The following is a 20,393-nucleotide window of genomic DNA, read 5'->3' on the forward strand; positions in this document are numbered from 1 at the left end:
GTCGGCGCCGTTGTGCGGCGGATCACCTGGTTTCTGGCTTGGTACCCGGCGGACACGCGTGGCGGTCCGCCGGGTTCGGGGTGCTCAGCGGGAGTAGACCTCCATTTCGTACAGCGAGTAGCCATAGCCGGTGCCGCGGGTGATGCCGTGCATGCGGACATAGCGCGCGGAGGCCGGGCCGAAGGTCACGTTGTCCACGCCGCCGTCGCCGGTGGTCGTGGAGTACACCGTGGTCCACGACGACCCGTCCGGAGAAGTCTGGATCTCGTACGCCTTCCCGTAGGCCGCCTCCCAGCGCAGCACCACCCGGGCCACGGTCCTGGCGGACCCGAGATCGACCCGCAGCCACTGGTCGTCGCTGGAGGCGCTGGCCCACCGGGTGGTGGGGTCGCCGTCCACGGCCCTGCCCGCCGGGTACGGGGGCAGGATCTGCGTGCTGGAGGCACTGGCGCTCGCGCCGGCCGCCAGGTTGGCGATGGGGTCGCCGCGGCGGGCGGGGAAGGACACGACCTGCTGGTAGGTCGGCCGGTTCTGCCAGGAGATCAGCGACTGCTTGATCCCGCCGAGCGGCGAGTGGCGGATGGCGTCCGCGCACCACTGGTCGCCCGCCGAGCAGGCGTCGTCGGCCGGGTAGGTCGTCGCCGCCGGTTCGGAGAGCGCCGCCGACAGGCTGTCCAGCAGAACGGCGCGGCAGCCCGCCACCGTGCCGTCCCCGCAGTACTTGGCGGGCAGCGGTCCGGCGACCGGGTCGCCGAGCACCGACCGGACGTCCTTGCCGACGTAGCCCCACCAGCCGTACTGGAAGGCCGAACCCTTGTGGGTCTGGGCCTCGTTGGCCGAGGCCGGGAAGCTCGACAGGTCACCCTGCTGGTGCCCGGAGGGCGACTCGTTGATCTGCAGGGCGTTGACCAGCGACTGGTACAGCCCGTCGCCCAGCCCCGGCCGGAACTCGGCCCTGACCAGTTTGGGCCACCAGGCGTCGAAGGCCCGGATGGCGTCGGCGTGCGCGTAGGTCTTGCTCCCGGGCGAGGTCTCGACCCTCTTGGCGCCGCCTGAGGCCCACGCCGACAGCTTCGACACCGCCGAGGCCAGTGCCGGGTCGGACACCGTCCCGCTGTTGATCACCCGCAGCAGGTCGGGCAGCACCTCCTTGCCGCGCAGGTCGGTGACCGCCGCGTCGGCCATGATCTTCACGGTGCCGGCCCGGTCGAGCTTGCCCGCGCCGGCGAGCGCGGCCTTCACCGGCCGGTCCAGCAGGTCCACCCGGTGCACCGGCCCGAAGCTGAAGTTGCCGTCGGCCGCGCCGAAGTCCTTGGCCTGCTTGTTGTTCCAGCTCACCATGTAGTCCTGGCCGGCCGTCTGCGGGTGGGCGGAGGCCGGCAGGTAGGTCGCGCTGTTGGTGGCGGGGTCGTAGCCGGCCCATTCGTGGGCGGCGTCGGCGGTCATCGGCAGGTTGGGGTCGGAGCCCGCCGCCCTGACCGGGACGTCGCCCGACATGAAGTACGCGGCCTCGGCGGAGTTGACGTAGAACCAGTTGAACGCGAAGCCGATCTCCGACGCCGAGGCGGCGAAGGCGGCGGCGTTCCCCATCTGGGCCGGGTCGTTGAACAGCGCGAAACCGACCGCGGAGTCGGCCTCGTGCTGGTAGGTCGAGCGCAGCGAGGTGAAGGCCGTGGGCTGCCCGCCGACGGTGCCGCGCCAGGTCACCAGCCCGTACTTGGTGCGCTGGATGACCAGGTCGTAGGACCCGGCGGAGGTGGTGTCGGCGACGTTCGGCTTCCAGGAGTTGGTCTTCTTGAGCGTCTCCATGGCCGTGCAGGCGCCGCGGTAGAGGTAGTAGGTGGAGGCCGTGGTCACCGCTCCGCCGGAGGGGTTGCACAACTGCAGCGCGTAGGTGTCGGTGATGTCCTCCCCGGCCGAGGTCGCGCTCCAGGCGTAGTCGGTGCCCCTGCCGAGCAGCACGTACAGGTTGAGCCCCGCGAAGGCCACCCCGCGTGAGCGGATGCCCGGCCCCGTCAGCTCCTGCAGCATGAGCAACTGCGGCGCGAAGTAGCCGGTCTGCGGGCCGAACACCGCGATCGGGTGCCCGGAGGCGGACTCGGCGGCCGACACCACGACGGCGTTCGACATGCCGGGCTTGGAGTTGTCCACCGACAGGCCGGGAAGCACGCCCTTGGCGGCGGCCGATGCGGCGACCGAGGTGGTGGCCGACCCGGACTCGTTCTGGGTGATGTCCACCGGCGCCGTCGTGGCGGCGTCGGGCAGCACGACTCCGGTGGCGCCGGGCGCGGCCCCGAACGGGAAACTCTGGCCGTTGTGCAGGGTCAAGGTGGCCTCCGGGTCGTTCTGCGCCCGGAACGCCGCCCATGCCTGGTCGCCGGCCGCCGTGCCGTACTTGGCGCGGGCCGCCACGCGCACCAGGGCCGACTGCATCTCCGCGCCGCCGCCCCCGCCGAACAGCCCGCCGATCACCCCGGAGACCGCGATCAGGTCGGTCATGGTGAAGTCCTGCGGGCCGCCGGCGTTGGTGATCGCGTCCAGGTGGCCGGTCAGGACGTACTCGCCGGGGCAGTCGCGGCCGGCCATGCAGTGGTCGATGTAGGCGTTGATGCCGCTCACGTAGTTCTGCACGTCGGCGTACAGCTGGGCGCCGCGGGGCCCGGAGTCCCGCAACCGGGTGATCTGCGCCTGCAGGTCGGCCTCGGTGTAGGGGGAGTTGCGCCAGACGCTCTGCTCCAGGGCCCGGTTGCCCGGCGCCCCTCCGGCGAACGGGGTCAATTCGCCGCGGCCGACGTGGCGCATGAGGTCCATCAGCCAGAGGCGGTCCTGCGCGCCGGCGTACCCGGCGCCGAACATGGTGCCCTCCCGGGTGGTCCCGGTGATGTGCGGGACACCGGTGGCCTTGTCCCGGACGATGGTCACGTCCGCCCGGGGGCTGGTCGTGCTCTCCACCTGCCCGGCCGGCACCCCGAAGGAGGCGTCGTTGAAGAAGGCGGCGATCTGGTCCTCGGTCAGGCCGGTGTAGCCGGAGATCAGGCCGGCGTACTTGCCGAGCTGGTCGCCCGAGTGCCGCGGCATGGTGCCGAGCGACTGGTTGGCGAGGATCTCCACCAGGGTCGCGTTGCCGTTCTGGCCGGGCGGCAGCACGTCGGCGCACTGGCCGAGACAGTAGTCGTCGGCGGTGTAGACGGCCGCCGATGCGGGCACGACGGGGGATGCCAGCGTGAGGATCGCGAGCGCGGAGGCCGCCGTGATCATCCGCCGGAGGCGTACGTGCATGTGAGAACCCCCAAAACATGAGGCGTACTCGAATGTTTGGGAGGACCATACGCTCGCACCAACACCGGATCAATGGCCGATGTGATAATCCCCCGTGCCCGATGGCGGGCCGGCGCGTTGCCGTGAACCTCGGCCGGTCCCGGTCCCCCCGGCAGCCGGGCCGGCCCAGGCGGTGATGAGATCAGCGGCTCAAGCGGTGGCGAGGTGAGCGGCTCAGGTGGTGGCGAGGTGAGCGCGGAGGGCGGCGGCGCCGGATTCGGCGAGCCAGTCGGCGAGCGTGCGCAGACCGGGGTGGATGACGCGCAGGGCCTCGATGTCGGCGTGCCAGCGGTGACCGGCCTGCCAGCGCTTCTTGGTCTCGGCGATCCCCGGACCGAGCCGGGCGGTCTCCTCGTCGGTGAGCTGCTCATACCTGATCGGGATGCCGGTGGCCTCGGCGATCGTGGCTGCCGCCTGCACCGGGGTCGGCTCGTCGCCGGCCAGCTCCAGGGTGCGCCCGGCGAACCGGGCCGGGTCGGCGAACGCGAGCGCGGCGAACTCGGCGATGTCCTCCAGCGCGATGACCTGCATGGGCTGGTGCGGCGAGAACAGGTGCCGGTGAACGCCATCAGGGGAGATGCCGTCGATGCCGGCGACTCCGGCGGCGGCGAGATAGTTCGTCATGAAGCGGACCGGGCGCAGCACGGTGGGCGAGGCGACGTGGTCGCGCAGGTACTCCTCGATCAGCGCCTTGCCCTCCGACATCGACGATGTGCCCGACGTCGAGGCGACGGTGCTGTACACGACCTGCGCGATTCCCGCCTTGGCCGCGGCGTCGATCAGCGTCCGGCCGCGAGCGATCTCGAGTTCGGTTTCCGGTCCGGCCGGGCCGTAGGCGACCGGTGGGACGCCGAACACGGCGGCGACGCCGTCGAGCGCGGGCGGCAGGCTCGCCGGATCGTCGAAGTCGCCGCGCACGAGCCGGGCGCCCGCGGCGGCCAGCGCCGTGGCGGCCGGCGCGGTAACGTCGCGCACCAGCGCCCGCACCTGCCGGCCTCGGGCGAGCAGGAACCGGGCGGTGACGCCGCCCTGCTTGCCGGTGGCGCCGGTGACGAGGATGGGAGCGTCGATGCCGGCGGGTGCCGCCATGGTCATGGTGTCCTCCACAGATGTGCGGGATACTGGATACGGTCCGGAATGCTCCACCCGTTTCGCCGCCGCAGACAAGGATTTCGTGACATGACGGCAGTGCCGGTCGCCGGGCGTTCCGACGCCCGCCGCAACCGGGATCTGGTACTGCGCACCGCGATGCGGGTGTTCGCCGAGGAAGGGCTCCAGGCGTCTCTCGGCCGCATCGCCCAGCGCGCCGGGGTCGGCGCCGGGACCGTCTACCGGCACTTCCCGAGCAAGGACATCCTGGTCGAGGCGGTGCTCGCCGAGCACCTCGAGGCCCTGGTGGCCTCCGCCGGCCGCTGGGGCGCCCGCGCCGCTCCCGGTGACGCGCTGTTCGGTTTCCTGCTCGAAGTGGTCGAGAAGTCGGCGGACCGTCAGAGCGTGTGCGACGCCCTCACCGGTGACCGGAGCTGGCCACGTGCCGTGCTGGCCGCCGCGGTCCAGCGGTTCCACCAGGCCCTGGAGCGCCTGATGCGCGACGCGAGACAGGCCGGGGCGATACGCGCCGACGTACGGCTGGACGATCTGTCGGCGCTCGTCGTCGGCGCCGTCGCGCTGCGTACGGCACACCGGGACCAGGTCCGCGGCGCCCAGTTGGTGCGGTTGCTGCTGGACGGACTGCGTGCCAGGCCCGTCACGAATCCCACATCATTTCGTGACGCGTCCTCGTCGCCTCGTCACGGACCCACCGCCCCGCGGCTCTGCGAGGAGTGCGGCGCGTCGCTTCCGATGCGCGACACCGGACGGCCGCCCCGCTACTGCGGCCCCACCTGCCGCCAACGCGCCCACCGCCGCCGCTCCGCCGGTTGACGACCCCACCGGCTCACCGCTCACCCGGGACTTGACCAGGCCCGACCCGTCAAACGGCCGTCAGAGCCTGTCGATCTCGGTCAGGTCGATGTCGATGTCGAACGGCGCCGTCAGCCGAACCCGATCCTGATGACTGCTGGACAGCACGTAACTGCGCGTGGTCGGGTCCAGTTCGTAGACGTTCAGCGTGGGACGTCCCTCGGAGCTCTCCACCAGCCAGAAGTACGGAATGCCCGCCTCGGCGTACAGTGAAGGCTTGCGTCTGCGATCGCGTTCCTCCGACTCGGGGGACACCACCTCGACCGCGAGCACCAGGTCCTCGGCTCGGTAAGCCGTGGCGTCGGGGCCACGCAGGGCCGTGGCGTGGAAGACGATGACGTCCGGCTCCGGTCGCTGCCGTGGGCCCAGGATCACACTCATCTCGCGACGCACGCGCAGATCGCCGGGAGCCGTGCGGCGCAAGCCGTGTTCCAGCAGAGACAGCATCAGAGTGTGAAAGTCTTTCTGCGGGCTTACGAGCACCAAGCTTCCATCGATCAACTCGGTGTGCGCAGGCAAATGCGGAAGGTGATCGAGGTCCTCGGCGTGGAACCCCTCAGGGGGAGGGATCAACCAGTCGGGGAGCTCCGAATTCGTCATCATTTCGCTCCGGACCTGGACCTTCATGCTTCCCACCGTAGCAAGTGGCTTCCCTGATCCCGGGGGCTTTGGTCAGGTGGTGACGGGCGCTTCGCGGCGGGCGCGTTCGGCTAGGGCGTGTTCGTCGGTGCGGGCGTCGTACCGGCGGAACTTGGGGAGGGCGGCGGCCATGGCGGCGACGGCGGCCATGCAGAGCAGGCCGCCGACGCCGAGGGAGAAGCGGGCGCCGCCGGCCTGGGCGAGGAATCCGGCGCGGGCGTCGCCGAGCATGGGGCCGGTGGAGTAGGAGAGCAGTTCGATGCCGGCCAGGCGTCCGCGGTATTCGTCGGGGATGGTCTGGTTCCAGATGATGCCGCGGAAGACGCCGCTGATCATGTCGGCTGCTCCGGCGAAGGCCAGCAGGGCGGCCACGAGCCAGATGTTGGGCATGATCGAGGCGAGGGCGACGCCGGCGCCCCACAGTGCGGCCGAGGTGATCACCGCGCGGCCGTGGCGGTGGACGTGGGCGGTCCAGCCGGAGGTGGCCGAGGCGATCACCGAGCCGATGCCGCCAGCCGCGTACAGCAGGCCGAGCGCCCTGGGCTCGTGGAGCTGGTCGGCGAGGAACGGGAAGAGCGCGTTCGAGAAGGCGAACACCATGGCGGCGATGTCGACCAGGTAGGTGCCCATCAGGTCGGGGCGGCGGACGGCGTAGCGCACGCCCTCGACCAGCGAGCGCAGCGAGGCCGGGGTGTGGTCACCGGTGCGGGGAACGGGGCGCACGCGCATCAGAAGCAGCAGCGACAGCAGGAAGGACGCGATGTCGATGCCGTAGGAGGTGGCCGGGCCGAGGGTGACGACGATGAGGCCGCCGGCGGCCGGGCCGACGATCATGCCCGCGTTGCGTGCCAGGCCCTGGATGGCGAACGCGGCGCCCATCTGGTCGAGTTTGAGGACCCGGTTGATGATCGCCTGCTCGCTGGGCCCCCGGAGGCTGGACAGGCCGGCCGACAGTGCGGCGACGACGTACAGCACGGGCACCTGGGCCGGTGCAGGGAACAGCACGGCGTTCAGCAGCAGGAGCACCGAGGTCAGGCAGAGGCCCACCTCGGACAGGACGACGATCTTTCGCCGGTCGAGCGCGTCGGCGATGGCGCCGCCCCACAGCCCGCACACCACCATCGGCGCGAACTCCACCAGGCCGACCAGGCCCACCGCGACGTAGGAGCCGGTGAGCTGCTTCATCTGGAAGGGCACGGCCACCATGGTCATCAGGCTGCCGAACATCGTGACCAGGCTGGAGCCGAACAGCAGCCGGAAATCCCGAGAGTCGCGTAGTGGGCTGAGGTCCATGCGCAGCCGCAGCAGCAGGGTCTTCAGCGATCGGGCGGGACTCGTCGACACAGGCGGCAAGTCTGAAGGCCCACGACGCTCCCGGGCAACCGGTTTTCCGTGCGCCGGGGCCGCCGCACCCACGGACACGCGTTACGGGCACCCGAAGGACGCCTGGCGGCCGGACCCGCGCCCCCGTCCGGGAGCGGTGCCCGTCAGAGCTCGGGCGATGAGAGGGCATCCGGGCCGTCATATAGTCGGCTCACCGGGGACAGCGCCGATCGAGCGTGATGGGGCCGCATGGAGATCGAGGGGTCGTTCTGGCGGGCCATCGCGGTGTACCGCATCGCCTCTCTCGGCTACGCCGCGGTGTTGCTGGCGAGCGCCGGCGGCTACCTCCGCCCCGTCGCGGGCTGGGCCGTCCTCGGCGTGATGGCGGTATGGACCGCGGCCACCACGATCGCGTACTCCTCCGCGAGAAGCCGCCCCCTGCTGGTGCTGGACGTGCTGGTCACGCTCGGCTGCATGCTGGCTTCGCCGTACGTCCAGGGGCCTGACGCCGGACCTGCGGGTGTGATGCCGGTGACGGCGACCTGGATCGGGGGGCCCGTGCTCGCCTGGGCCGTGTACGGCGGGCGGCGGGCGGGCGCGGTGGCGGCGATCGTGCTGGCGCTCGGCGACCTGTGGCTGCGCGATGCGGACCGATTCGCTCTTTCCGTACCCATCAACGGATCCGTGCTGCTGATCCTCGCCGGAACCGTCGTCGGCCACGTGGCGCGGCTCACCAGACAGGCGGAGGAACGGCTGCAACGTGCCGCCGAGATCGAGGCGGCCGGCCGGGAGCGCGAGCGGCTCGCTCGCGGCATCCATGACTCCGTGCTCCAGGTACTGGCGCTGGTGCGACGCCGCGGGCTGGAGATCGGCGGGGAGGCCGCCGAACTGGGGCGGCTGGCCGGAGAGCAGGAAGCGGCGGTGCGCGAGCTGATCCGCAGCGGTCCGGGCACGGGGGAGCAGGACGGTGCGGGCCTGGTCGATGTGGGGGCTCGGTTACGCCGGTACACCTCGGCGGTGGTCACCGTGTCGACACCCGCGACCCCTCTGCCGCTTCCCGCCGGTCACGCTCACGAGGTCGTCGCGGCCGTGGGGGCGGCGCTCGACAACGTCCGGTGGCACTGCGGCGCGGAGGCGAGGGCCTGGGTCTTCGCCGAGAACGACGGCGTCTCGATGACCATCACGGTGCGCGACGAGGGCCCCGGCATCCCCGAGGGACGCCTTTCGGAGGCGGAGGCGGAGGGCAGGCTCGGCGTCGCGCAGTCCATCAGGGGCCGGATCGCCGGCCTCGGCGGCAGCGTCGGTCTCACGTCCGTGCCGGGCCAGGGAACCGAGGTCGAGCTGGTGATCCCCGTCCCCGCCCGGCCTGCCGCCCACGGGCGGGCCCGCACATCCTGGGCGGGAACGCGGGCCGGTCTACAGTTGCGGCATGACCAGCGCTCTGCGGGTGATGGTGGTGGACGACCACCCGATGTGGCGGGACGCGGTCGCCCGTGACCTGGAGAACGCCGGGTACCAGGTGGTGGCGACCGTGGGCGAGGGCCGCCAGGCGCTCCGCGTCGCCGCCGCCCTGCGGCCCGATGTGGTGATCCTCGACCTGCGGCTTCCCGACCTGTCCGGTGTCGAGGTGGCCAGAGGGCTGGCCGCGTCCGATCCCGCGCCCCGCGTTTTGGTGCTGTCGGCGAGCGCCGAGCATGAGGACGTGCTCGAGGCGGTCAAGGCCGGCGCCTGCGGATACCTGGTCAAGTCGGCGAGCCGGGAGGAGTTCCTCGGCGCCGTCCGGCGCACGGCCGGCGGGGAACCGGTCTTCACCCCTGGCCTGGCAGGGCTGGTGCTCGGCGAGTATCGCCGCCTGGCCACGCAGAGGCCTTCGCACGCCGGGCCGCGCCTCACCGATCGGGAGACCGAGGTGCTGCGCCTGGTCGCCAAGGGCCTGTCCTACCGGCAGATCGCCGAACGGCTGGTGCTCAGCCACCGGACGGTGCAGAACCACGTGCAGAACACCTTGAACAAGCTCCAGCTCCACAACCGGGTCGAGCTCGTCCGTTACGCGATCGAGCAGGGACTGGACGGGACATAGCGGGGACTGGACGGGACATAGCGCGGCCGGAGCGGCGGCTCACGGCGTGTCTACCTTGTACGGGTCGTGCTCGGAGAGCAGTTTGTCCAGGCGTGCCTGGTCGACGCGGCTGGACATGCTGTCGAGTTCCTGCCGGTCGCGCACGCACTTGGCCAGTCCGAAGGCCGTGGTCACCGTGTACAGCACGGCGATCGCGAGGAACGCGCGAATCCAGGGATCGATCGGCAGGAAGAGGATGCCGAGCGCCACGCTGCCGAGCGCCACGGCGAAGGAGATGACGCACTGGGCGTAGTAGGCGCCGGTCATGGCGGGCTGGAGTGCTTTCTTCATGCCGTTCAGGGTCTGACACCGGCCGGCCGGACGCCTGAGTAGGCGTACCCATCCTGTCTGAGTACCTGAACCGAAGGGGTCCGGGGCCGCGCCGGCGGGGTGCGGGTGTCGCGGCCGGGCGTGGCGGGGTGGGTCACCGTGCGTCGAGCAGGCCGATCATGAGGGTGGTCAGTCGTCGAGCAGGCCGATCATGAAGGTGGTCAGTTCCGGCAGGGACAGTTCGCGTCCCTGGGCCGCGAGGCGTTCGTACTCCGCCGGCGGGAGCGCTTCGCGGACGGCGGCGGCTTCTCTCGGGCCGTCGAAAGGGTCCATGAGTTCGGGAGAGAAGCCGACCCGGCGGCCGACGGCCTCCACTCCGCCCATCAGCATGGCCGCCTGGCCGGCGCGTCCGCTCAGCGTGAGGGCGTGGGCGACGGTGTGGATCAGGACGAGCCGAGAGGTGACGTCGTCGTGGCGGTCGAGGGCGTCCAGGATGCCCGCGGCGATGCCGAGCGCGCGCCGGCCGTCGCCGCCGTCGCAGGCGGTCTTCATGGCGGCCCACGCGGCGGAGCCCGCCGCCCAGTCGTGGCCGCAGGACTCGGCGGTCGCGACGGCCTCGGCCAGGACGGCCTCGGCCGCCGGGCGGTCTCCCATGATGCGGGCGAGCGTGCCCTGCACCATGAGGGCCTCGGCCACCAGCCAGTCCTCTCCGGTGCGCCGGGCGAGGCCGACGGCGTCGGCGGCGAGCGCGGGGGCGTCGATCGGGATCCCGGCGAGCACGCCGAAATGCGTCTGGTAGACCCGCGCGGACGCCTGGACCACCAGATCCCCGGCCTCCTGGCCCTCCCGCTCGGCGGTCAGCACCTCCTCGTACGCCTCCGCCGGCCTGCCGGCCAGGTAGCTGAGCCCGCTCACGGCGAGCCGGGCCCGTCCGCGGACCTCCGGCCCGGCGTCCGGCGCGGCGGCGAACGCGTCGGACATCCAGGACAGGCCCTCGGCGATGTGACCCATGCGGTACCAGAACCAGTACAGCGCTCCGCCGAGCCGCAGCGCGTAGTCGCCGTCCCCGTCGGCCAGCGCGGAGGCGAAGGCGGCGCGGAACTCCGGCTGCTCGCGGGTCAAGCGGGCCAGCAGCTCGGCGGCCTGCGGGCCGTGCAGCCTGCGCTCGGCGCTCTCGGCCTGGGTCAGCGCCCAGGCCCGGTGACGCCGCCGTGTCCCGGCGAGATCGTTGGCGTCCAGTTCCCGCAGCGCGTACTGGCGCAGCGTCTCCAGCATCCGGTAGCGGCGCGGCGCGGTGCCCGGCTCGACGGCGATCAGCGACTTGCGCACCAGCGCCGACAGGGCGGGCAGGACGGGGGCCTGGCCTGCGACCGCGGCGGCGGCGTCGAGGTCGAACCCGGCGGCGAACACGCTCAGCCGGTGGAACAGCCGCCGCTCCGCGGGGTCGAGCAGATGGTGGCTCCAGGCGACGGTCGCCTCCAGCGCGCGGTGCCGCGCCGGCAGGTCGATCGGGCCGTCCACCAGCACGTCGAAGCGGTTCTCCAGCGCCTCGGCGATCTGGCCGATGGAGAGCATCCGGCACTGCGCGGCGGCCAGTTCGATGGCCAGCGGGATGCCGTCCAGCCCGGCGCACAGCCCCGGGATGCGGTCCAGGTCGCCCGGGTCGGGTGACCACGCGGGCAGCGCCGCGGCGGCCCGCCGCCGGAACAGCTCGGTGCCGTCCCCTGCGGGGTCGAGCGGCAGGACCTCGTAGACCGCCTCGCCTTCCACGCCCAGCGCCTCGCGGCTGGTGGCCAGCACCCGCAGGGCCCCGCAGCGGCCCAGCAACGCGCCGGCGAGGGCGGCGACGGCCTCCAGCAGGTGTTCGCAGTTGTCGAGCACCAGCAGCAGCCGGCGCCCGGCGAGCACGGCCGCCAGCGCCTCGGCCGAGGCTACCCCCGGGATGCCCAGGCAGGCCGCGATGGTGGCGGGGAGCAGCTCGGCCGAGGTGAGGCCGGCCAGCTCCACCAGCCAGGGGCCGTCGTCGTCGGTACGGGCCCTGGCCGCCTCCAGCGCGAGGCGCGACTTGCCCACCCCGCCGGGGCCGGTGAGGGTGACCAGCCGGTACTCGGTGAGCAGGCCACCTACGGCGGCGAGGTCGGCCGTGCGCCCGACGAAGCTCGACAGCGCGAAGGGCAGGTTCCCCGCGGGCGCGGGCTTGGCCGCCAGGCCGGCCGGTGCGGTGGCGGGAGAGCCGGCGGGGGCCTGGGAAAGGGGCGCGCCGCCGAGGCGGGCGCCGGTGGTGAGCGTGGGCGGCGGGTCGAGCCTCGGGTCCTGGGCGAGCACCGCGGCCTCCAGGTCGCGCAGCGCGGGGCCGGGGTCGATGCCGAGCTCGTCGGCGAGCCGTTCCCGTACGGCGCGCAGCGCCGCGGCGGCCTCGGCCCGCCGGCCCGACCGGTACAGCGCCAGGGTGAGCAGTTCCCAGCCGCGTTCCCGCAGCGGCTGCTCGGCCACCAGGGCCTCCAGCTCGCCGACCGCGGCGGCGTGCCGGCCGAGCCGGATGGCGGCGGCCAGCCGGTCCTCGTACGCGGCGGCGCGCAGCCCCTCCAGCCGGGCCGCCTCCGACACCGCGAAGCCGGCCCCGTCGAAGTCGGCGTAGGCCGGTCCACGCCACAGGTCCAGCGCCTCGGTCAGCAGTTCCTCGGCCTGTTCCGGCCGGCCGCCGTCCAGGGCGTGCCGCCCGGCCACGGCCAGGTCGGCGAAGCGCTCGGCGTCGACCACGGCCGGGTCGGCCCGCAGCGCGTACCCCGGCCCCTCGCGCACCAGGAGCCCGGCCGGGGTGCGGGCCGCGCGCTCCGGCTCCAGCGCCCTGCGCAACTGGGAGATGTACACGTGCAGGGTCGCCGGCGACGGCGGCGGTGACCCCTCCCACACGTCCGACATGAGCCGCTCGGCCGACACCATCCTGCCCCGGGCGATCAGCAGCACGGCGAGGACCGCGCGCTGCCGCAGCCCGCCCAGGCCGACCGGACGTCCCTCCAGTTCGGCCCGAAGCGGGCCGAGCACCCCGAAACGCGCGCCATCGGCGTCGACCCGGCCCATCGGCCCCCCTCGCACAACGTAGATCGATGCGAGGGTAACCCAAGGAAAGCGGCACAAAAAGGGGATCGTGGACCGTTCCCTCCAGCGGTCCGCCGCCACGATCCCGGGGTGTCACCGGCCGGCCGGCTCCTGCGCCCGGATCTCCGGCTCGGGGAGCGCCGGAGCGCCGCGGCGGAAACGAGGCCGGAGCACCCGGGCGAGGATCCCCGGCGACAGCAGGCGCTGCGGCGGCGCCTGGAGGTTGGCGACGCTCAGGAAGGCGTTGCCGACCACCGGGTCGGCCTCCGCGGCGGCGTGGAGCCGCGTGAGGTAGCCGTTGAGCAGCCTCACCCGCGGGGACCGCGGGCCCTCGACGGACGGGAACCGCAGGTCGCCGCCGACCGACATGTCCCAGGGCACGTCGATGATCCGTGCGGCGCGCCCGAAGAAGCGGCGGGCCAGGCCGTCCAGCCCGCCGGCCAGGCACTCCCGCAGGGCGACGGCCTCGCAGGCGGCCACGGTCATCCCCTGCCCGTAGCTGGGGTTGAACTGGCACAGCGCGTCGCCGAACACCAGGTAGCCCTCGGGGAAGCGGCCGAGCCGTTCGTAGCGGCGGCGGATGCTCACCGGGATGCGCATCAGGCGCGGCGCCCCGAGCGGTTCCAGGCGCAGCAGGAGGTGGTGCAGGTCGGGGACCGGAAGCCCGGCGGCGAAGGCGTGATACCCCTCCGGGTCGATGGGCGGGACGTCGTCGCCCATGCCGAACAGGGTGACCAGCCAGCGGTCCCCCTCGGCGCTGAGCGCGACCCCGCCCCTCGGCACGGCCGTGCAGTGCCCCACGATCATGGCCGCGACGTCGGCGTCGCCCGGCCGGCGCCGGTACTCGCGCGAGACGTACACCAGCCGGGAATCGACGCGGTCCTCCGGCGCCGGCTCGTACCCCAGCCCGCGCAGCCACTCCGTGCCCCGGTTGCCCCGCCCCGTGGCGTCGACCACCAGGTCGGCCGCCATCTCCTCGGCCTCCTCGGGACGGTGGCCGGGGCGCAACACGCGCACTCCCGTGACGGCTCCGCCGGGACCGGCGATCGGCCCGAGGACCTCGCGGCGCTCGTGGACCACCACGCCGGGAAGGGCCGCGACCCGGGACCGCACATACCCTTCGAGCCGCGGCCGGCTCACCGTCAGGCCGCGCAGCCGCGAAGGCGCGGGACGCAGCAGCCGGCCGTCGTTGTACCAGCGGATGTCGTTCTGGATGTCGCAGATGCCGGCGCCCGTGGCGACCAGGTCGGCGGTCAGCCTGGGGAACAGCTCCTCGAGGATCTCGCGGCCCCGGGACAGCAGCCCGTGCGCGTGATGGCCCTGCGGGACGCCCCGCCGGGGGACGCCCTCGTCCGGCAGCGCGTCGCGGTCGATCAGCGTGACCCGGTCGAACCTCTCGCCGAGCACCCGGGCGGCCAGCAGCCCGCCGATGCCCGCGCCGACGACGACGGCGTGCCCGGCGGGGCGGTGTCCGGTGTCCGCCATGGTCCGCTCACCCCCTCCTCGGATCAGCCCCACTGGGACGGGTCCCCGGTCACGCCCCACTGGGACGGGTCTCCGCTGACGCCCCACTGGGAGGGGTCGCCGGTGGCGGCGTGGGCGGCCGTCATGCCCAGGCCCGCCAGGAGCCCCAGGCTGATCGCGGCCACCGCCGCGCTGCGCCTCATCGTCTTGATCACGATTCACCTCGTTGTCCGGGCCGCCCGTCCGGGGCGGCACTGCGCTCATGGCGACGAGGATGCGCGCGGCCGCTTGGCGGCCACTGGGAACGGGCTTTACCACCGGCGGACGCCGGGCCCGGTCGAGGGTCAGTTCCGGGCGATCAGACCGGCCAGCAGGGCGCTCGCCTCCTGCCGGGACAGGGCGCGTCCCCTGGCCGCGTGGCGCTCGTACTCCTCCGGCGGCAGCGCTCCTCGCACGGCGGCGGCCTCGCGGGGCCCGTCCAGCGGGTCCATCAGCTCAGGAGAGACGCCGGCCCGCTCGCCGATGGCCTCCACGGCGCCCATCAGCGTGGCCGCCTGCTCCGCCCTCCCGGTGAGCACGAGGGCGCGGGCCGCGCTGTGCACGGTGACCAGCCAGAAGGAGATGTCGCCGTAACGGTCCATCGCGGCGAGGAGGTCGCCGGCGACGGCCAGCGCGCGGGCGCCCTGCCCTCGATCGCAGGCGGTCTTCATGTCGCACCAGGCGGCCCCGTCGGCGGCCCAGTCGTGGCCGCTGGAGTGGGCGGCGGCGATGGCCTCCCGGAAGGCGGCGCCGGCGCCGGGCAGGTCGGCGAGGATCCGCAGCGCCATGCCCTGGATCATGAGCGTCTCGGCCTCCAGCCAGCCCTGCGCGGTGCCGCGGGCGATCTCGACGGCCGCGCGGGCGAGGGCCGGCGCGTCGACCGGCGCCCCGGCCAGCAGGCCCAGATAGGCCGCGTAGCCCGTCGCGCTCGCCTCGGTCACCCGGTCGCCGGCCTCGCGGGCCTCCTCGACGGCCGTGCGGGCCGCCTCGTACGCCTGCGCCGGCCGTCCGGCCAGGTAGCGCAGCGCCGCGACGGCGAACCTGGCACGCGCCCGGGTGCCGGCACCGGCTCCCGGGGCCGCGGCGAAGCCCTCCGACAGCCAGGCCAGCCCTTCCGCGACGTGGCCCATGCGGAACCAGAACCAGAACAGCGCTCCGCCCAGCCGCAGGACGTAGTCGCCGTCGCCCTCGGTGAGCGCGGAGGCGAACGCGGCGCGGAACTCCGGCTGGTCGCGGCTCAGCCCTTCCAGCAGCGCCGCCCCCTGCGGGCCGCGCAGATGGCGTTCGGCGCTCTCGGCCCTGGTCAGCGCCCAGGCGCGGTGCCGTTCCCGCGCCCGCGCCAGTTCCTCGGGGGACAGCGCGCCAAGGGCGTACTGGCGCAGCGTCTCCAGCATGCGGTAGCGGCGCGGCGCCGTGCCGGGCTCGGCGGTGACCAGCGACTTGCGGACCAGCGCCGACAGCGGGGCCAGTACGGGGGCGACCCCCGTCACGGCGGCGGCCGTCTCCAGGTCGAAGCCGGCGCGGAGCACGCCGAGCCGGTGGAACAGCAGCCGTTCCTGCGGCGACAGGAGCTGGTCGCTCCAGGCGACGGTGCCGAGCAGGGTCCGATGGCGGTCCGGCCGGCCGGCGGGCCCGCCCACCAGCAGGGTGAAGCGGTCTTCCAGGGCGTCGGCGATCTGGCCGACCGACAGCGTCCGGCACTGGGCGGCGGCGAGTTCGATGGCCAGCGGGATGCCGTCGAGCCCGGCGCACAGGGCGGCGACGCGCTCCTGGCCGCCCGGCTCGGGCGCCCAGCCGGGCTGGGCCGCCGCCGCGCGGCGCGCGAACAGCTCCGCGGCCTCGGTGGCGGCGGGCAGCGGCGGCACCTCGTAGACGGCCTCGCCGGTGATGCCCAGGGGTTCGCGGCTGGTGGCCAGGATCCGCACGCCGCCGCAGCGGGCCAGCAGGGTGTGCACGAGCATGGCGGCGGGGGCAAGCAGGTGCTCGCAGTTGTCCAGGACGATCATCAGCTCGCGGTCGGCGAGCATCCCGGCCAGCTGGTCGGCGGAGGCGGCGGCGGGCAGTCCCAGAGCGGCGGCGATGGTGGCGGTGAGCAGGTCGGGTGTGTGCAGGCCCGCGATCTCCACCAGCCAGGGCCCGTCGGCGTCCGTGCGGGCGCGGGCGACCTCCAGGGCCAGGCGGGTCTTGCCGACGCCGCCGGGGCCGGTGAGCGTGACCAGCCGGTGCGCCTCCAGCAGGCGCGCGACGGCGGTCAGGTCCCCGTCGCGGCCGACGAAGCTGGACAGGGCGAAGGGCAGGTTGCCCGGGGACGGCGCCGGTTCCCCGGCCGGCGGCGCGGGGGAGGGCCCCCGGCCGGGTTCCGCGGGCGCCGGGGTCAGGCGGGGGTCCTGGGCGAGCACGGCCGCCTCCAGCTCGCGCAGCCCGCGTCCGGGGTCGGCGCCGAGCTCGTCGGCCAGCCGTCTGCGGACGGTGCGTAACGCGGCGAGCGCGTCGGCCTGCCGTCCGGACCGGTACAGGGCCAGGGCCAGCAGTTCCCAGCCGCGTTCGCGCAGCGGTTGCTCGGCGACCAGCGCCTGCAGCTCGCCCACGGCGGCGGCGTGCCGTCCCGAGGCGATGACGGCGGACAGGCGGTCCTCGCGCACCGCGGCCCGCAGGTCCTCCAGCCGGGCGGCGTCGGGCGCCGCGAAGGCGGCCCCGTCGAAGTCGGCGTAGGCCGGGCCCCGCCACAGCGCGAGGGCCTGGCCGAGGAGATCGGCGGCGCGCCCGGGCTCGCCGTCCTCCAGCGCGCGCCGGCCGCGGACGGCCAGGTCGGTGAAGCGCTCGGCGTCGATCGCGGCGGGCGCCGCGCGCAGGGCGTATCCGGGGCCTTCGCGCACCAGCAGCCGGGCCGGGGCGCCGGGCGGCCGTTCCGGCTCCAGCGCCCTGCGCAGGTCGGCGACGTACCCGTGGAGCGTCGTCGGGGAGGCGGGCCGCGACCCCTCCCACACCTCCGACAGGATCCGCTCGGCCGGGACGATGCGGCCGCGCGCGATCAGCAGCATCGCCAGCACGGCACGCTGCCGCGGCCCTCCAAGGCCCGCGGGCCGCGCGCCCACCTCGGCCCTGAGCGATCCAAGCACTCCGAACCGCACGCCCTCGGCGACGCTCACCCGCGGTCCTCCCCTCGTCCACCGGCCTTCCGGTCGATGATCTCAGGTGGCGCCCCCGGGGCCCACGGTTCCCGGGGCCCGGCAGGGGCGCCGCGCGGCCGTCGGGGCGTTCACAGGCCGAGGGTCTCCCGGCGCAGGTGGGTCTTGAGGATCTTGCCGCCGGGGTTGCGGGGGAGTTCGGTCTCGCGGAACCAGAACCGCACGGGGATCTTGAACGGTGCCAGGACGCCGGTCAGGGACTCCCGCAGCTCCTCTGCGGTGGCCGACATGCCGGGCTTCAGGCGCACGACGGCGCCGACCTGCTCGCCGAGCTCGTCGTCCGGGATGCCGATCACGGCGGCGTCGTCCACGGCGGGGTGCTCGAACAGGGCCGCCTCGACCTCGGCGCAGTAGACGTTCTCGCCGCCCCTGATGACCATGTCCTTGGCCCGGTCGACGATGTAGACGAAGCCCTCCTCGTCCAGCCTGGCCAGGTCGCCGGTGTGCAGCCAGCCCTCCACGAAGGTCTGGGCGGTGGCCTCGGGGCGGTTCCAGTAGCCCGCGATGACGTTGGGGCCGCGCATGCACAGCTCGCCGACCTCGCCGGGGGGCAGCTCGTTGCCGAGCGGGTCGGACACGCGCACGTCGCACACGGCCAGGGGCAGGCCGATGCTGTCGGGCTTGGCCAGGTAGGTGGGCCCGCTGTTGTAGATCGCCAGCGCGGTGGTCTCGGTCATCCCGTACCCGTTGGACGCCTGCCGCTGGGGAAGCTGGTCGCCGATGCGCTCCAGCAGCTTGGGCGGGGCCGGCGCGCCGCCGTAGCTGACCCCGCCGAGGCTCGAGATGTCGTACTTGCCGAGGTCGGGGTGCGACAGCAGCTGCCAGGCGTTGGTCGGGACGCCGGTCATGATGGTGACCTTCTCGCGCTCGATCAACTGGAGCGCCTGCCCGGGGTCCCACTTGTACATCAGCACCAGGCCGCCGCCGGTGAACATGGTGGCCGTCATCACCGCGAAGCAGCCGGTGACGTGGAACAGGGGCACGGTCAGCAGCGTGATGCGCCGGGTGCCCACCGCCGTCGAGGGGTCCTTGCCGGCCAGGGCGATGCTGCGCAGCAGCGCGTAGGCGACGGTCATCGGCGACTGGGCGGCGTTGCGGTGGGTGCCGAGCGCGCCCTTGGGGTGGCCGGTGGTCCCGGAGGTGTAGAAGATGGTGGCCGGGTCCTCGGGGTCCAGCTCGACCGCCGGCAGGGTCGCCTCCGCGCGCACCTCGCCGAGGACGTCGGCGAACGCGCGGGCCCCGGGCGGCAGGTCCCCGGCGGCGCGGGTGACGATCATGGGGACGGACGTCCCGCGCAGCCGCTCGGCCCGCTCGCCGTCGGCGATGAACACCTTGGCCCCCGAGTCCGACAGGCCGTACTCCAGCTCGGGCGTCGTCCACCACGCGTTCAGCGGCACGGCTATCGCCCCGATCGCGACGACCGCCGAGAAGGCCACGACCCACTCGGGGTAGTTGCGCATCGCAATGGCGACCCGGTCTCCCTTGGTCACGCCGTAGTCCTCGGCGAGCCGGGTGGCCAGCGTGGCGGTCCGGCGGTAGTGCTCCTCGTAGCTGACGCGCTCGTCCTCGTAGACGATGAAGATCGCCTCTCCGTGGAAGCGGCTGTTCTCCAGCAGGGCGCGGAAGGTCGTCGGGGCGTGCTTCCAGGTCCGGAGCTTCGACCCGCGTATCTCGACCTCCTCCATCTCGAACAACTGGCCAGGTCCGGTGAGCTGTGCCTGGACCTGGTCATGGGTGACAGTCATGCGCGGTTACTCCCGGGGGTGAGTAGCTGCCGTTGTGGAAGGTGACGATACCGACCGGTAGGTACGGAGAACAGGGGTCCAGCTCACACGGTCATTCACGTGATGTTGGTTTGCATGAAGATGCTGAGCGGTGCATAATCTTTCTTTGTAAAGGTCATAAGGCCCAGTGCATGGTCATGCGAGGTGAGTCGATGAAAGCGGCGGTCGCCGGAGCCAGCGGCTACGCCGGGGGCGAGCTTCTGCGCCTGCTCTCGGCCCACCCCGCCCTCGAGATCGGCGCGCTGACCGCCGGCTCGAGCGCGGGCGGCGCCCTGGGCGCCCATCAGCCGCACCTGCCCGCCCTCGCCGGGCGGGTCCTCGCCGAGACGACGGCCGAGACGCTGCGGGGCCACGACGTCGTGTTCCTGGCCCTGCCGCACGGGCGGTCCGCCGCCATCGCCGCCCAGCTCGGCGAGGACACCCTCGTGGTCGACTGCGGCGCCGACTTCCGGCTGGACGACCCGGCCGAGTGGGTCCGTTTCTACGGCGGCGAGCACGCCGGCACCTGGCCGTACGGCCTGCCCGAGCTGCCCGGCCAGCGCGACGTGCTGCGCGGGGCACGACGCGTCGCCGTCCCCGGGTGCTACCCGACCTCGGCCACCCTCGCCCTGTTCCCCGCCTTCGCCGCCGGCCTCGCCGAGCCGGACGTCGTGGTCGTCGCCGCCAGCGGCACCTCCGGCGCCGGTCGCTCGCCCAAGACCCACCTGCTCGGCAGCGAGGTCATGGGCTCGGTCGGCGCGTACAGCGTGGGCGGCGCCCACCGCCACACGCCCGAGATGGAGCAGAACCTCTCCAAGGTCGCGGGCACCCCGGTGAAGGTCTCCTTCACCCCCATGCTGGCCCCGATGAGCCGCGGCATCCTCGCCACCTGCACCGCGCCCGCCGTTCCCGGTCTGACCGCCGCCGCGCTGCGCGAGGCCTACGCCGCGGCGGTGAAGGACGAGCCCTTCCTGCGCCTGCTGCCCGAGGGCGTCTGGCCCGCCACGGCCATGACCGTCGGCGCCAACACCGCCGCGCTCCAGGTGACCCTCGACGAGCGGGCCGGCCGCGTGGTCGCCGTCGTCGCCATCGACAACCTGACCAAGGGCACCGCGGGCGGGGCGATCCAGAGCGCCAACCTCGCCCTCGGCCTGGCAGAAGAACTCGGCCTTCCCCTCAATGGAGTAGCCCCGTGAGCCAGCGCAGTCA

Annotated in this window: 14 protein-coding genes; 4 read left to right on the forward strand and 10 right to left on the reverse strand. The window is 73.6% G+C overall.

The window, feature by feature from the left end; all coding sequences use genetic code 11:
- Positions 1 to 84: 84 nt before the first annotated feature.
- Complete coding sequence (locus ABZT47_RS27395) at positions 85 to 3,279, reverse strand: penicillin acylase family protein (RefSeq protein WP_354847911.1); 3,195 nt, start codon at positions 3,277 to 3,279, stop codon at positions 85 to 87.
- A gap of 213 nt (positions 3,280 to 3,492) precedes the next feature.
- The gene (locus ABZT47_RS27400; protein WP_354847914.1) at positions 3,493 to 4,413 is read right to left on the reverse strand and encodes an NmrA family NAD(P)-binding protein; all 921 of its coding nucleotides are present in this window, start codon (positions 4,411 to 4,413) and stop codon (positions 3,493 to 3,495) included.
- A gap of 84 nt (positions 4,414 to 4,497) precedes the next feature.
- Here ABZT47_RS27400 and ABZT47_RS27405 point away from each other — a divergent pair, with 84 nt between their 5' ends.
- Positions 4,498 to 5,241, forward strand: a complete 744-nt coding sequence (locus ABZT47_RS27405; RefSeq protein ID WP_354847916.1) for a helix-turn-helix domain-containing protein — start codon at positions 4,498 to 4,500, stop codon at positions 5,239 to 5,241.
- Positions 5,242 to 5,301: 60 nt separating this feature from the next.
- Here the strand turns inward: ABZT47_RS27405 and ABZT47_RS27410 are convergent, their stop codons facing one another.
- A complete protein-coding gene (locus ABZT47_RS27410; RefSeq protein WP_354847919.1) occupies positions 5,302 to 5,907 on the reverse strand; it encodes a Uma2 family endonuclease in 606 nt (201 codons plus the stop codon).
- Between the two features lie 45 nt (positions 5,908 to 5,952).
- Entirely contained in the window at positions 5,953 to 7,263 is a 1,311-nt protein-coding gene (locus ABZT47_RS27415) for an MFS transporter (protein ID WP_354847921.1), read from the reverse strand.
- 228 nt (positions 7,264 to 7,491) lie between these two features.
- Here ABZT47_RS27415 and ABZT47_RS27420 point away from each other — a divergent pair, with 228 nt between their 5' ends.
- Positions 7,492 to 8,739 (forward strand): DUF5931 domain-containing protein, encoded by a 1,248-nt coding sequence (locus ABZT47_RS27420; protein ID WP_354847924.1) that lies wholly within the window; start codon positions 7,492 to 7,494, stop codon positions 8,737 to 8,739.
- Positions 8,672 to 9,322 (forward strand): response regulator transcription factor, encoded by a 651-nt coding sequence (locus tag ABZT47_RS27425; RefSeq protein ID WP_354847927.1) that lies wholly within the window; start codon positions 8,672 to 8,674, stop codon positions 9,320 to 9,322. Before ABZT47_RS27420 ends, ABZT47_RS27425 begins: the two co-directional genes overlap by 68 nt.
- A gap of 39 nt (positions 9,323 to 9,361) precedes the next feature.
- On the opposite strand, the gene ABZT47_RS27430 is transcribed toward ABZT47_RS27425, so the two are convergent.
- The 6 genes from ABZT47_RS27430 to ABZT47_RS27455 all read right to left on the reverse strand — a co-directional run bounded on the left by ABZT47_RS27430 (position 9,362) and on the right by ABZT47_RS27455 (position 19,166).
- Complete coding sequence (locus tag ABZT47_RS27430) at positions 9,362 to 9,652, reverse strand: YiaA/YiaB family inner membrane protein (RefSeq protein WP_354847931.1); 291 nt, start codon at positions 9,650 to 9,652, stop codon at positions 9,362 to 9,364.
- A gap of 168 nt (positions 9,653 to 9,820) precedes the next feature.
- Positions 9,821 to 12,712, reverse strand: a complete 2,892-nt coding sequence (locus ABZT47_RS27435) for a BTAD domain-containing putative transcriptional regulator (RefSeq protein ID WP_354847934.1) — start codon at positions 12,710 to 12,712, stop codon at positions 9,821 to 9,823.
- Positions 12,713 to 12,823: 111 nt separating this feature from the next.
- Positions 12,824 to 14,215: an FAD-binding monooxygenase gene (locus tag ABZT47_RS27440; RefSeq protein WP_354847936.1), complete on the reverse strand. Its 1,392-nt coding sequence runs from the start codon at positions 14,213 to 14,215 to the stop codon at positions 12,824 to 12,826.
- Positions 14,216 to 14,238: 23 nt separating this feature from the next.
- Positions 14,239 to 14,409, reverse strand: coding sequence for a hypothetical protein (locus ABZT47_RS27445; RefSeq protein WP_354847939.1), 171 nt, complete (start codon positions 14,407 to 14,409; stop codon positions 14,239 to 14,241).
- A 129-nt stretch (positions 14,410 to 14,538) separates the two neighbouring features.
- Positions 14,539 to 17,382, reverse strand: coding sequence for a BTAD domain-containing putative transcriptional regulator (locus ABZT47_RS27450; protein WP_354847942.1), 2,844 nt, complete (start codon positions 17,380 to 17,382; stop codon positions 14,539 to 14,541).
- Positions 17,383 to 17,492: 110 nt separating this feature from the next.
- On the reverse strand, positions 17,493 to 19,166 hold the full coding sequence (locus tag ABZT47_RS27455; protein WP_354847945.1) for an AMP-binding protein: 1,674 nt from the start codon (positions 19,164 to 19,166) through the stop codon (positions 17,493 to 17,495).
- Between the two features lie 191 nt (positions 19,167 to 19,357).
- Here ABZT47_RS27455 and argC point away from each other — a divergent pair, with 191 nt between their 5' ends.
- Positions 19,358 to 20,380 (forward strand): N-acetyl-gamma-glutamyl-phosphate reductase, encoded by a 1,023-nt coding sequence (argC, locus tag ABZT47_RS27460; RefSeq protein ID WP_354847948.1) that lies wholly within the window; start codon positions 19,358 to 19,360, stop codon positions 20,378 to 20,380.
- The last annotated feature ends 13 nt before the right edge of the window (positions 20,381 to 20,393 follow it).

The sequence above is a fragment of the Sphaerisporangium sp. NPDC005289 genome (assembly GCF_040607455.1).
GTDB classification, from domain to species: domain Bacteria; phylum Actinomycetota; class Actinomycetes; order Streptosporangiales; family Streptosporangiaceae; genus Sphaerisporangium; species Sphaerisporangium rhizosphaerae.